The 13581-nt window shown below is 66.8% G+C and carries 10 protein-coding genes; 8 read left to right on the top strand and 2 right to left on the bottom strand.

Features of this window, described 5'->3' with window-relative positions:
* Positions 1–3: 3 nt before the first annotated feature.
* The gene (locus QZ814_RS08290; protein WP_294330931.1) at positions 4–1995 is read right to left on the bottom strand and encodes a lytic transglycosylase domain-containing protein; all 1992 of its coding nucleotides are present in this window, start codon (positions 1993–1995) and stop codon (positions 4–6) included.
* Positions 1996–2066: 71 nt separating this feature from the next.
* Between QZ814_RS08290 and dapA the strand changes: the two genes are divergently transcribed.
* The 6 genes from dapA (at position 2067) to QZ814_RS08260 (ending at position 9783) form a co-directional block, all read left to right on the top strand.
* Complete coding sequence (dapA, locus tag QZ814_RS08285; RefSeq protein ID WP_294330848.1) at positions 2067–2948, top strand: 4-hydroxy-tetrahydrodipicolinate synthase; 882 nt, start codon at positions 2067–2069, stop codon at positions 2946–2948.
* A gap of 67 nt (positions 2949–3015) precedes the next feature.
* A complete protein-coding gene (smpB, locus tag QZ814_RS08280) occupies positions 3016–3498 on the top strand; it encodes an SsrA-binding protein SmpB (protein WP_294330845.1) in 483 nt (160 codons plus the stop codon).
* A 1-nt stretch (position 3499) separates the two neighbouring features.
* Entirely contained in the window at positions 3500–4036 is a 537-nt protein-coding gene (locus tag QZ814_RS08275; protein ID WP_294330843.1) for a DUF2062 domain-containing protein, read from the top strand.
* Positions 4037–4090: 54 nt separating this feature from the next.
* Positions 4091–6481, top strand: coding sequence for a response regulator (locus tag QZ814_RS08270; RefSeq protein WP_294330840.1), 2391 nt, complete (start codon positions 4091–4093; stop codon positions 6479–6481).
* Positions 6482–6520: 39 nt separating this feature from the next.
* Positions 6521–6874, top strand: a complete 354-nt coding sequence (locus QZ814_RS08265; protein ID WP_294330838.1) for a response regulator — start codon at positions 6521–6523, stop codon at positions 6872–6874.
* Positions 6875–6954: 80 nt separating this feature from the next.
* Positions 6955–9783 carry a valine--tRNA ligase gene (locus QZ814_RS08260; protein ID WP_294330835.1) on the top strand — a complete coding sequence of 943 codons (2829 nt, stop codon included), beginning with the start codon at positions 6955–6957 and terminating at the stop codon, positions 9781–9783.
* Positions 9784–9937: 154 nt separating this feature from the next.
* Here the strand turns inward: QZ814_RS08260 and QZ814_RS08255 are convergent, their stop codons facing one another.
* Positions 9938–10822 (bottom strand): diacylglycerol kinase family protein, encoded by an 885-nt coding sequence (locus QZ814_RS08255; protein ID WP_294330832.1) that lies wholly within the window; start codon positions 10820–10822, stop codon positions 9938–9940.
* 107 nt (positions 10823–10929) lie between these two features.
* Here QZ814_RS08255 and QZ814_RS08250 point away from each other — a divergent pair, with 107 nt between their 5' ends.
* Both QZ814_RS08250 and QZ814_RS08245 read left to right on the top strand, forming a co-directional pair.
* Entirely contained in the window at positions 10930–12303 is a 1374-nt protein-coding gene (locus QZ814_RS08250; protein WP_294330830.1) for a deoxyribodipyrimidine photo-lyase, read from the top strand.
* 40 nt (positions 12304–12343) lie between these two features.
* A complete protein-coding gene (locus tag QZ814_RS08245) occupies positions 12344–13579 on the top strand; it encodes a cyclopropane-fatty-acyl-phospholipid synthase family protein (protein WP_294330824.1) in 1236 nt (411 codons plus the stop codon).
* Positions 13580–13581 lie beyond the last annotated feature (2 nt).

Here is a 13581-nt window from a genome sequence, read left to right as displayed (position 1 = left end):
CTATCAGCCCGGCTGGCGCTTGCCCAGATACCAGCTGAGATTGGCCGGGCCGGCGCTGCGGGCATGGGCGGGGTTCAGCAGGTCGTAGACCACCGCATTCTCCAGCACGCGCTGCACATAGTTCTTGGTCTCGAAGATCGGGATCTGCTCGATCCAGCGGACCATGTCGCCGCCCGGCATCCGCGGATCGCCATAGGCCGCGAGCCACTTGTTCACATTGCCCGGGCCCGCATTGTACGCCGCAACCGCCAGCGGATAGCTGTTGCCATAGCGTTCCAGCAGCTTCTGGAAATAGCTGGAGCCGAGCTGGATGTTATAGTCGGTATCGGCGTTGAGCGCGCCGGGGTCGTAGCTCATGCCGAGCTTCGAGGCGATTTCGCGGGCTGTGCCCGGCATCAGTTGCATCAGCCCGCGCGCGCCGGCATGGCTCACCGCGTCGCGGTTGAACTGGCTTTCCTGCCGCGCAATGGCGTGGATGATCGTCCAGTAATCGCGCTGGCCCTCGGGGATCTTCACCGATGGATAGCCGGCGGCGGTGTAGGAGGAGAGGCCGTTCTGGAGTGCGCTGCGGCCGACCATCACCCCCAGGTCCGGCCGCCCGAGCGTGCGGCTCAGCTCGGCGGCGAGGAGATGGTCGTCGTCGGTGGTCGCGTCCTGGGCGATCTGGCGGAGGAACTGGCTCTGGTCCAGCCGGTTGCCCATCTGCCCGAGCAGCTGTGCGGCGCGCACCGTCTCGCGGGCGTAGAAGGCGCTGCGCACGGCCGGCGCGGCGGTCTTGCCGCTCAGATCGGGCGGACCCTTGAGCGGCACACCGCTCCGCTCGGCCGCGAGCTGGCCGTAGAACAGGTCCGGATAGCCGCCGGCCCGGGCATAATAATTTTGCGCCAGGGCGCGATTTCCGGCGGCCTCGGCGGCGCGGCCCGCCCAGTACAGGCCCTTGGACTGGGTCTGCGGCGTCTTGGAACCGCGACCATAGCGATCGAACATGCCGACCGCATCGGCGGGACGATTGAGCGTGTTGAGGGCGACGGTCCCTGCCAGCCAGGTGAGGCTGGTATAGTCGTCGCGGATGCCGAGCGACATGTCGCTGAGATCGGTGCCCGGCGGCACCCCGTCGTCCACCTGCGAGGCGATGCGATAGGCGAGGTCGTACTGGCCGTCCGCCGCCGCACCGCGCGCGGCGGTGAGCAGCACTTCATACCATTTCTCGAGATCGCCGGGATAGCCGGTCAGCCGCCGGGGCTGGGCCAGATAGGCGCGCATCGCCGGGGTCTGGCCGTTCTCGCGCAGCCAGCGCGCGCGATCGGCGATATAGCCCGGGTCCGCCTGTCCGCGCGGCTCGGCAAAGCTCGCACGCGTCGCGGCATCCACAGCGTTGGTCCGATAGGCGATCCGCGCGTCGAACACCGGGCGGCGCTCGGGCGAGGTATAGGCGAGCTGGCGCGTCGCGATGCTGGTCGCGCCCTGCCACAGCAGCATGTCCTCGCGCGCATCGTGATCCATCGGGCGGAGCGCGCTGCCGAAGCTGGCGAGCAGCCGGCTTTCGTCGGCGCCGCGGAGCATGCCGGCACGCCAGGCGCGGCGCGCCTGGTCCTCGGCCTCGGCGCGGCGTCCCGTGGCGGCAAGCGCCTCCGCGTAGCGAAGACGTCCGGCCGGGGTGATCGGCGGGAAACGGGTGAAGAAGCGGATCGCAAGGTCGGGCATGCTCGCGCCACTGTCGAGAACCGTCTCGGCAGCCGCGCGTCGACTCTTTTCCCCGGGCCAGCCGGGATGGGCGAGCAGGAAATTGGCGTAGTCGGCAAAGGGGTAGTTGTCGGATTGCTGGAGGCGCTTCCAGTCGACCAGCGCGGTGCTGACCGGATCATATTGCGCCTGCGCCTGCGGCACGAAGCCGTTTGCCAGGGCAGCCAGCATCGCAGGGGTCACCTGCGAGGAGGCCGCCAGTCCCGAAACACTGGCGAACAACAACGCGCCTTTGAGTACCGTACCGACCATGCTGGACATGATAGGAGATCGCGCCGTATCTGCCAGCCCGTTTCTACCGAAAAAGAGGATGATTCCGCGCGATGTTTTCTGGATCGATCCCTGCGCTCGTGACGCCGTTCCACAGCGGCGCGTTCGCGGAGGAGGATTTCCGCGCGCTCGTCGAATGGCAGATCGGCGAAGGCTCGTCGGCGCTGGTGCCCTGCGGCACCACCGGCGAGGCGGCGACCATGCCCAAGGACGAGCATTTCCACATCGTGCGGGTGTGCGCCGATCAGGCGAAAGGCCGGGTGAAGATTCTGGCCGGTGCGGGGTCGAACGACACCAAGGTGGCGATCGACAATGTGCACGCCGCGAAGGACGCCGGTGCCGATGCCGCGCTGATGGTGCCGCCCTATTACAATCGTCCGAGCCAGGAAGGCATTTTCCGCCACTTCGCCGCCGTCGCCGAGGCGACCGACCTGCCGATCGTGCTCTACAATGTCCCCGGCCGTACCGTGACCGATATCCAGCCCGCAACCATGGCGCGGATCGTCCAGGCGTTCCCGGAAACGTTCGTCGGGGTGAAGGATGCGACCGGCAGCCTCAGCCGCGTCTCCGAGCAGCGGGCGGGCTGCGGCACCGGCTTCGTCCAGCTTTCGGGCAATGACGAAACCGCGCTCGCCTTCAACGCGATGGGCGGCGTCGGCTGCGTCTCGGTGACGGCGAACGTCGCGCCCAAGCTCTGCGCCGAGTTCCAGGCCGCCTGGGCGGCGGGCGACACGATCAAGGCGCTGGAACTGCACGACACGCTCTATCCCCTCCACATCGCGATGTTCACCGATGCGTCGCCGGGACCGGTGAAGTATGCGATGGGCCGCGTCCGCCCCGGCTTCCCGCAGGCACTCCGCCTGCCGATGACGGAAGCGGGCGAGGCGAGCTGCAAGGCGGTCGACGCTGCGCTGGAATTCGCCGGCCTGCGCTGACGAACGGACCGGGGCGCCAACAAACGGCTGGCGCTCCGGCCTCACAATCCCTACATCGCGCGGTCTTATGGCCCGTCCACGTCCCCAGGAATTCGACAAGGTAAAGACCGTCGCCGAAAACCGGCGCGCGCGGTTCGACTATTTCATCGAGCAGACCTACGAAGCCGGCCTCGTGCTGAGCGGTACCGAGGTGAAGTCGCTGCGCTTCGGCGAAGGCTCGATCGCCGAGGCCTATGCCGAGATCAAGAACGACGCGGTCTGGCTGGTCAACGCCAACATCCCCGAGTTCAGCCACGGCAACCGCTTCAACCACGAGCCCAAGCGACCGCGTAAATTGCTCCTTCACGAGCGCCAGATAAACAAGCTTCACGGCGCCGTGGCCCGCGAGGGCATGACGCTGGTCCCGCTGTCGGTTTATTTTAACAGCAAGGGGCGGGCGAAGGTCGAACTGGCGCTGGCGAAGGGCAAGAAGACGCATGACAAGCGCGAAACCATCAAGGAACGCGACTGGAAGCGCGAACAGTCGCGCATCCTTCGGGACCGCGGCTGAGATGGCGCGGCCCGGTCGCCTGCGTCGCCTGGCCGACAAGGCGATCCCGAGCCGTGAATCGATCGAGACCCATCGCTTGCTGAAGCCGGTCGCCGGACGCGTGATGCACGCGTCCTTGTGGCGGTTCACCCGTCGGTCGGTGCCGCGCGGCGTGGCCTTGGGGATGCTCACCGGCATCCTGGTGCCGATGGGGCAGATCCCCGCCTCGGCGTTGCTGGCACTGCCGCTGCGCGCCAACATCCCCGCAGCTGCTGCAACCACCTTCCTCACCAATCCCTTCACGACGCCGCCGCTCTGGGTCGCCGCCTACTGGGTCGGCAGCTGGATCCTCGGGCCGCGCGTCGCCAGCGAAGTGCTGGCCGGGGAGGCGCCCGGATGGCTCGACTGGCTGCTCCACGAGGCAGGTCCGGCAACGCTGACCGGGTTGCTGGTCCTTGCACTGGGGCTGGCAGTTCTTGGCTATTTCGGCAGCGCGGTTGCGTGGCGCTGGTGGATTCTGGCGAAACGCAGGCGTCGATTGCGCGCCCGTTTGGGCTGAACTTCGGCGACATCGCCGCTTGACGCTGGCGCTGTGACCGAACAACGGTGAACCATGGCCAGTCTGCCCGATGCCGAACTGCCAAAGCCTTCGCTGCTATTGCCGTTCGCGGCAGTGGTCGTCACCGGCGTTGCCGCCGCCGGCGTCATCCTGCTGAGCATCAACGACCGTACCGTCGCTGCCGGCTTCCTCGGCGCGGCCGTGATGGCCGCCGGGCTGATGCTCGCCAGCGCCCGGCTGTTCCGCGCGCCGATGACGGTGGAGCGCTACACCGACTGGGCGATCGCCCATGCACTTGCATCGGCCAGCGACGATGCGCTGGCGGTCACCGATCGGAGTGGCCGGCTGGTCTGCGCCAATCCGCGCTACGAAGCATTGTTCGGCGGATGGCCCACGCCGCCCAACCTGCCGATCGGCGAAGAGGGGGAGCGGGTGCTCGGCGCCTGTGCCCGCTCGGCCTGGCGCGATGGCGAAAGCCGCTGCGGCGACGTCCAGGTGTTCGGTGCCCAGGTGGCGGTGCGGGTTGCACGGGTCGGCGACGAGTCGCTGGTATGGCGCTTCATCGGCATCCACGCGCTGGATCTCGCGGTGCAGGTGCAGGGGCTGCTCGCCGGCCAGACCGGCGACCGGCTGGGCGGCGCCGGGGTGATGGTGGTGCTCGTTGCCCCGGACGGCCGTATTCGCTCGGCCAATCGCGTGTTCCGCCACCGCGCGCTCGGCAATGCCGATGCGATCGCCGATGGGCGCGATTTCGCCCGGCTGCTGATCACCGATTCGATCGGCCAGGTCCGCTTCGAGCGCGAGGGCATCGAGGGCACGCCGCTGCGCGTCCTGCAGATCCCGTTCCTCGAAGGCGACGAGGCGCCGCTGCTGGTCGCGCTGCTCGACGAGGAGCCGGCGGTGATCGCCAGCCCGGCGCTGGGCGGCAGCGCCTCCAACCATGTCCGCTCGCTGATCTCGATCCTGCCGACCGGCCTCGCGCTGATCGACCGCGACGGCCGCTTCCTGATGATGAACGATGCGTTCGTCCGCACCGCGCGGGTAAACGCGGCGGCACCGCCGCTCTATCCGGGCGATCTGGTGGTGCGCGAGGACAAGGCCACGCTGGCAGACGCGGTCCGCCGTTTTGCCGGCGGTGCGCCGCAGTCGCTCGAGATCACCGTCCGCCTGAAGGATGTCTCCGAAGAGCCGGTGGCGATCACCATCGCCGGCGCGCGCGGGCTCGGCGATGCGGCGGTGCTGCTTAGCCTTCGGGATTCGGGCGAGGAGGGCAAGCTCAAGCGCCAGATCGCGCAGGCGACCAAGATGCAGGCGGTGGGCCAGCTCGCCGGCGGCGTCGCGCACGATTTCAACAATATCCTCACCGCGATCATCGGGCATTGCGACCTGATGCTGATGCGCCATTCGCCCGGCGACAGCGACTATGACGATATCCAGCAGATCCGCGCCAATTCCAACCGCGCCGCCAGCCTGACCCGCCAGCTGCTCGCCTTTTCGCGCCAGCAGACGCTGCGTCCGCAGGTGCTGCAGCTGCCGGACATCATCTCGGAAGTCTCCAACCTGCTGAAGCGGCTGCTCGGCGAGACGGTGTCGCTCGACGTCAAGCATGGCCGCAACCTCGGGCCGGTGCGCGCCGATCCTGGGCAGCTCGAGCAGGTCGTCGTCAATCTCGCGGTCAACGCGCGCGATGCGATGCTGAGCAAGAACCCGAGCGGCGGCGGCTCGCTGACCATCGAGACGTTGGCGGTCTCCGCCGCCGAGGTCCGGCGGATGGACGACGATGTGCTGCCGGTGGGCGACTATACCGCGCTGCGCATCTCCGACACGGGCACCGGCATCCCGCCCGAGATCCTCCCCAAGATCTGGGAACCCTTCTTCACCACCAAGGAAGTGGGCAAGGGCACGGGCCTGGGTCTGTCGACCGTCTATGGCATCATCAAGCAGTCGGGCGGCTATATCTTCGCGGAGAATGTGCCGGGCGCCGGCGCTGCCTTCACCATCTACCTGCCGGTGCACGCCGCGCCCGAGGCGACGGTCGCCAAGCTGCCGGTCACCAAGGACAAGCCGGCGGATCTGTGGGGCACCGGCACGATCCTCGTCGTGGAGGACGAGGACATGGTCCGCGCCATCGCCGAGCGCGCGCTCAGCCGTCAGGGCTATTCGGTGGTCACCGCCGAAAATGGCGAAGTCGCGCTTGAAACGATCGAGACAATGGACAAGCCGGACCTGCTCGTCTCAGACGTGGTAATGCCCGTGATGGACGGGCCGAGCATGGCACGCAAGGTCCGGGAGCGCTGGCCCGATCTGCCGATCCTGTTCATGTCCGGCTATGCCGAGGAACAATTGCGGCGTTCGATCGATCTCGACAATGTTGCCTTTTTGCCGAAACCTTTTTCTGTGCAGCAACTTGCAGAAGCGGTTCAGGAAATCTTGGCGGCAAAATAAAGCTTTGGGAAATCGTACTTTTCCTGCAAAGGGGGCAATATGCAGGGTCCGCGTAACATTCTGATCGTCGAAGACGAGCCGCTCATCGCCATGATGCTCGAGGATTTTCTGGATGCGCTCGATCGCGTGCCAGCCGGTACCGCCGACACCGTTGCCGAGGCGCTGGAGCGGATCGGCGCGGGCGGGATCGACGCCGCCATTCTCGACGTGAACCTGCGCGGCGGCGAGCAGAGCTGGCCGGTGGCGGACAAGCTGGCCGAACTCGGCATTCCCTTCGTGCTCGCGACCGGCGGCGCGGACGACAGCATCGCGCCGAGCCACCGCGATCGTCCGGTGCTCTCCAAGCCGTTCACGCTCGACCGTGTCGACAAGGTGCTCAGCACCCTCAGCTGAGCTCAGCTGAGGGTCTTCGCTACGCCGGCTTTGGCAAGGGTTGTGCGCGGGGCAGGGGCGACGCTAAAGCCCCTCTCATCATGACCGAACTCCCCAAGACCTTCGACCCCGCCGACATCGAATCCCGCTGGTACGCCCATTGGGAAGACGAAGGCCTGTTCCGCCCCGAGCGCCAGGGCGCCGAGCCCTGGACGATCGTCAACCCGCCGCCCAACGTGACGGGCAGCCTGCACATCGGCCACGCGCTCGACAACACGCTGCAGGACATCCTCGTCCGCCATGCGCGGCTGAAGGGCAAGGACGCGCGCTGGGTGGTCGGCACCGATCACGCCGGCATCGCGACGCAGATGGTGGTCGAGCGCCAGCTCAACGCCGCCGGGCAGAAGCGCACCGACTTCACCCGCGAGGCGTTCGTCGACAAGGTCTGGGAATGGAAGGCGGAGAGTGGCGGGCAGATCACCCGCCAGTTGCGCCGGCTCGGCTGCTCGATGGACTGGGCCAATGAGCGCTTCACCATGGACGAGGGCTTTTCCAAGGCCGTCCTCAAGGTGTTCGTCGAGCTCTACCGCCAGGGGCTGCTGTATCGCGACAAAAGGCTGGTGAACTGGGATCCGGGCCTCGGCACCGCGATCTCGGACCTCGAGGTCGAGACCAAGGAAGTCCGCGGCAATTTCTGGCACCTGCGCTATCCGTTGGCGGACGGCTCGGGCTTCATCCAGGTCGCGACGACGCGGCCCGAGACGATGCTGGCCGACATGGCGGTCGCGGTGCATCCGGAAGACGAGCGCTACAAGGCGCTGATCGGCAAGCAGGTGCGCCTGCCCATCACCGGCCGCCTGATCCCGATCGTCGGCGACGAGCATGCCGATCCGGAACTCGGTTCGGGCGCGGTGAAGATCACGCCGGGGCATGATTTCAACGACTTCGAGGTGGGTGTTCGCGCCGGGATCAAGGCCGGCGAGATGCTCAACATGCTCGATGCCAAGGCGGCGATCTGCCAAACGCAGGACGGGCTGGTGCCGGCCGAGCTGATCGGGCTCGACCGCTTCGAGGCGCGCAAGGCGATCGTCGCACGGCTGAAGGACGAGGGCTTCCTCGTGCCGTTCGTCGACAAGGAAGGCGCCGAGCACGACGCCGAGCCGCGCACGATCCAGACGCCCTATGGCGACCGTTCGGGCCAGGTGATCGAGCCCTGGCTGACCGACCAATGGTATGTCGACGCCGCCACCCTCGCCAAGCCGGCGATCGAGGCGGTGCGTTCGGGCGCGACCAGGATCGTGCCGAAGAGCTGGGAAAAGACCTATTTCAACTGGATGGAGAACATCCAGCCCTGGTGCGTCAGCCGCCAGCTCTGGTGGGGCCACCGGATCCCGGCGTGGTTCGGTCCGATCGCTAAGAGTGACACTGAGATCAGCTTACAGCTCGGGAAAAAGGCTGAGTACAAGGTTTTCGTCGCTGAGACGCGTGAAGAAGCGCTTGCTCAGATGGAAGAATATTACGGCGTCGACCAATCGAATCTATACGAGGTAGAGCCAACGTTCAGCGGGATCGCGGCCGCGAAATTGGAAAAGGACGGCTATCTCCAGATCCCGTATTGGCGGGAAACTGATGTGCTCGACACCTGGTTCTCCTCGGCACTGTGGCCGTTTGCGACGCTGGGCTGGCCGGAGAACAGCGACCCGACGCTCGGCGGGCGCTATTCGAACGATGTGCTCATTTCCGGCTTCGACATCCTGTTCTTCTGGGATGCGCGGATGATGATGCAGGGCTTGCACTTCATGAAAGAGGTGCCGTTTAAGACCTTGTATCTACACGGTCTCGTTCGTGCAGCGGACGGCCAGAAGATGTCCAAGTCCAAGGGCAACACGGTCGATCCGCTGGGGATGATCGACAAGTACGGCGCCGACGCGCTGCGCTTCTTCATGGCGGCGATGGAGAGCCAGGGCCGCGACATCAAAATGGATGAGAAGCGGCTCGAGGGCTATCGCAACTTCGCGACCAAGCTGTGGAACGCCGCGCGCTTCTGCCAGGCGAACGGCATTGCCGCCAGCAAGCATCTTGAGGCGCCGACTGCGGAACTCGCGGTAAACCGCTGGATCATTGCGGAAACCATCGCGACGGTGCAGGCGCTGGACCTGGCGCTGGCCGACCTGCGCTTCGACGAGGCGGCGAACGCGATCTACCAGTTCGTCTGGAGCCGCTTCTGCGACTGGTATCTCGAGCTGATCAAGCCGGTGCTCAACGAGGATGCCCAGGTTTACCCGTGGATGGGAGAAGAAACGCGGGCTGTTGCAGCATGGGCGCTCGATCAGATCCTCGTTATGCTACATCCCTTCATGCCTTTCATCACGGAAGAGCTTTGGGGTGCGATGGGGCCCCGTAGCCGCAATCTGATCGTCGCGGATTGGCCGCGTACAGATGCATCAAATATCTATCCAGAAGCAGCTGCGGATATCGATTGGCTGATCGATGTCACGAGTAAGGTGCGTGCCGCTAAGAACGAGCTGGGTATTGGGCCTGGCGTAATGCTCACCGCATATGTTCGGGGTGGTGATGCTGAAACTCAACGGCGGATCAACAGCTTCTACACGGCGCTTCGTAAGCTGGCTCGCCTGCAAGATGTGTTTGATCAAACACCGCCTGCAGGCGGCGCTATTCAGATCGTGGTCGATGAAGCGACCTTCGTGGTACCGCTCGAAGGCATCATCGACCTCGAGGCCGAGCGCGCCCGCCTGACCAAGGCGATCGCGGCGGCCGAGAAGGAGCGCGACGGCCTTGCCGGCCGGCTCGGCAATCCGAGCTTCGTCGAGCGGGCCAAGCCCGAGGCGGTCGAGAAGGCCCGCGCGGACCATGCCGAGAAGGCGGCCGAAGCTGAGCGGCTGTCGGCGGCGCTGGCGCGGTTGGGGTAGAGGACACGCACCCTCACCCTTCCGCCGCTTCGCGGCTCCCTCCCTCTCCCTTGGAAGGGAGAGGGATCACCGCGCTACGCCCTCTCCCTTCCAAGGGAGAGGGAAGGGGCCCGCCGCCGTAGGCGGTGGGAAGGGTGAGGGTGGCTGTACCAAGCTACACCGTTTCCCGCGGCACCATGACGTCGATCACCGCCGGTGCCACCCTCGCCGTGACCGGCGTCGTTGCCAGCACCTCGCCGTCGATCGAGATCGGCAGCGGGGGCTCGGTCGCTACCCGCAGCGCCTTGCCGCGGAATGCGACGGTGTCTTCCTTGCGCGCGTCCAGCCGCAGGACCGAGGCGGCCCAGTTGCGCACCAGCCGCGACTTCACATGGCCCTTCACCACCTGGACGATGATCTCGCCCGAGGTCACCCCGGCTTCATCGACCAGCTCGGTTCCGCCATGGAAGGGGCCGTTCGAGATCCGCACCTCCACCGCGCGCAGACGCCGGGCATCTGCGCCTTCGCCGACGATCACCGTGAACGGCTTGAACTTCAGGAACTGCAGCGCCGCCCAGCCGAGATAGCCCATCCGTCCGAACCAGCGCTTGGCGTTGTGCGGCACGGTCTCGGCGATCTGGGGCGAGAGGCCGATCGCCGCGGTGCTGGCATAATAATCGTCGTCGATCATGCCGAGGTCGATCCGCTTCGGCGCGCCTTGCAGGATCGCATCCACCGCGCCGTCGACGTCGAGCGGGATACCGAGCGAGCGGGCGAAGCTGTTGGCGGTGCCGAGCGGTAGCACGCCCAGCGTCACGCCCCTGCCGACCAGCTTGTCGACCAGCCCGCTGATCGTGCCGTCGCCGCCGCCCAGGATCACCAGTTCCGGCTTTTTCGCCAGCGCCTTGGCCAATGTTGCTTCCAGCTGGTCTGGATCCTCGACGGCATGGGCGTCCACGGCCATGTCCTGGTCGTGGAAGCGGGCGCAGGCGCGATCGAACCAGTCCTGGCCATGACGGGACTTGGTGTTGACGATCATCGCCGCCGATTGGAAATGCATGCAGGATCCTCGATTGATGACGGGTCCGTAACGCCTGGGGCACCCGATCGGGTCCCCTGTTCCTCTGGACAGGTCGCCTTCTCGGATGGTTGCGCGTTGGTGCGCCCATGACCGCTCCCGTCCTGCTCTGGTTCCGCCGCGATCTCCGCCTTGCCGATCAGCCTGCCCTCGCGGCGGCCGTGCAGGCAGGGACGGTGATCCCCGTCTATGTGCTCGACGACGAGACGGCGAAGCATCGCGCGATGGGCGGCGCGTCGCGCTGGTGGTTGCACCACAGCCTCGCGGCGCTCGACGTCGCCCTGCGCGAGAAGGGATCGCGACTGATCCTGCGCCGGGGCAGAAGCGACGAGGAACTCGCGCGGCTGGCCGAGGAGACGGGTGCCGATACCGTTCATTGCATCCGGCACTACGAGCCCTGGTGGCGCAACGCGGAGCGGGCGGTCGCGAAGCGGCTGACGCTCTGCTGCCATGACGGCAACTATCTGCTGCCGCCCGGCGCGGTGACGAGCGGGGCGGGCACGCCCTACAAGATCTTCACCCCCTTCTGGCGGGCACTTCGCGAGCGTCTCCCACCGGCGGCGCCGGTACGCGCGCCCGCCAAGATCGCCGGACCTTCGAAATGGCCCGAGAGCGATCGGCTGGAGGATTGGGCATTGCTGCCCACCGCGCCCGATTGGGCAGGCGGTTTCCGCGAGGAATGGGCGCCGGGCGAGGCGGGTGCACACCGGCGACTGCGGCGGTTCAGGGACCATGCCGCGCGCTATGACGACACCCGCAACCTGCCCTCGATCGAAGGCAGTTCGCGCCTCTCGCCCCATCTCCATTTCGGCGAGGTCTCGCCCGCGCAGGTCTGGCATGCGCTGGAGGATGCGGGCGGCCAGGTGGAAGAATGTCTCCGCGAACTCGGCTGGCGCGACTTTGCGCAGAACCTGATCTGCCAGTTTCCCGACTATGCCGCGAAGAACGGCCGTCCTGCCTTCGATGCGATGGAGTGGCGCAGCGGCAAGGAGGCCAAGGCGGACCTCCGCGCCTGGCAGCGGGGGCAGACCGGCTATCCGATCGTCGATGCGGGCATGCGCCAGCTCTGGGCGACCGGCTGGATGCACAACCGCGTGCGGATGATCGCCGCCAGCTTCCTGATCAAGCATCTGCTGATCGACTGGCGCGAGGGCGAGCGCTGGTTCTGGGACACGCTGGTCGATGCCGATTACGGCAACAACGCGGTGAACTGGCAATGGGTCTCGGGCTCGGGCGTCGACTCCAGCCAGTGGAGCCGGGTGATGGCGCCGCTCTCCCAGTCCGAGAAGTTCGATGCGGCCGGCTATATCCGGCAATGGGTGCCCGAACTCGCCAAGCTCCCCGACGCCGCGATCCACGACCCGCAGGAAGCCGGGTGCCGCCCGCGCGACTATCCGGCCAAGCGGATTAACCACCGCGATGCACGCGAACGCGCGCTTGCCGCGGGTCGCGCCGTGCGCTGAGGGGCTTGCCCGGCGCGGTCAGGCGTGCATGAAGCGGGGCATGAATGCGCCGGTAAAGGATACCGCACGAGTCGCTCCGCGCGGCTCTTGGCGATGGGCTCTTTTCGGCCCCTTCTTCCATCGCCAGCTCGATCGGCTCGACCGCGGGATCACCGAGGGCAGCCTGGAGGTGTTCACGCCGGACGGGCAGGTGCGGTTGCTCGGCGGTAGCCAGGCAGGGCCGGCCGCTGCCGTCACGCTGCACAGCTGGCGCGCCCTGGCCCGGCTGGCGACCGGCGGCTCGACGGGATGGTACGAGGCCTGGGAGAAGGGCGAATGGTCGAGCCCTGATCCGGTGCAGCTGTTCGCGCTGTTCAGCCGCAATCGGGCGGGGCTGGCGGCGCAGGCGCGCTCACGCGGACTGTCGCTGCTGCCGCGGCGGCTGATGCACTGGATGCGGCGCAACCATCGCGGTGGATCGCGCAAGAACATCGCCTTCCACTATGACCTAGGCAACGACTTCTACGCGCGTTGGCTCGACCCGGGCATGAGCTATTCCAGCGCGATCTTCCGCGATGTGGACGAGACGCTCGCAGCGGCGCAGGACACGAAGCTGCAGGCCATCCTCGACCGCACGGCCACCCGACCGGGCGACACGATCCTCGAAATCGGCTGCGGCTGGGGCTCGTTCGCCGAGCTGGCGCTGCGCGGAGGCCGCAAGCTCCACGGCATCACCCTTTCGACCGAGCAGAAGGCCTGGGCCGAGGCGCGGACCAGGGGCATGGAGGGCGCGCGCTTCAGCCTCACCGATTATCGCGATGTGACCGGCCAGTATGACGCGGTTGCCAGCATCGAGATGGCCGAGGCGGTGGGGCGCGAATATTGGCCGGCCTATGTGTCGGCGATCGCGCGGGCGCTCAAGCCGGGCGGGCGGGCGGCGCTGCAGGTGATCACCTTCGACGACGCGATGTTCGAGGGCTATGCCCGCAACGTCGATTTCATCCAGACCTATGTCTTCCCCGGCGGCATGCTTCTCAAGGAGAGCGAGTTCCGCGCGCTGGCCGAGGCCGAGGGGCTGGAATGGCGGGACCGCCATGCCTTCGGCCTCGATTATGCCGAGACGCTGCGCCTCTGGCGGGAAAGCTTCGATGCGGCGGCCGCGGCCGGCCTGCTTCCGGCGTCGTTCGACGATCGCTTCGTCCGGCTGTGGCGCTATTATCTGATGTATTGCGAAGGGGGCTTCCGGGGCGGCGGGATCGACGTGATCCAGGTGAGCCTGGTCAAGAAGGGGGGATGAGG

The sequence above is a fragment of the uncultured Sphingomonas sp. genome (assembly GCF_913777625.1).
Taxonomy (GTDB): domain Bacteria; phylum Pseudomonadota; class Alphaproteobacteria; order Sphingomonadales; family Sphingomonadaceae; genus Sphingomonas.
This window is presented reverse-complemented; position numbering and strand designations above follow the sequence as displayed.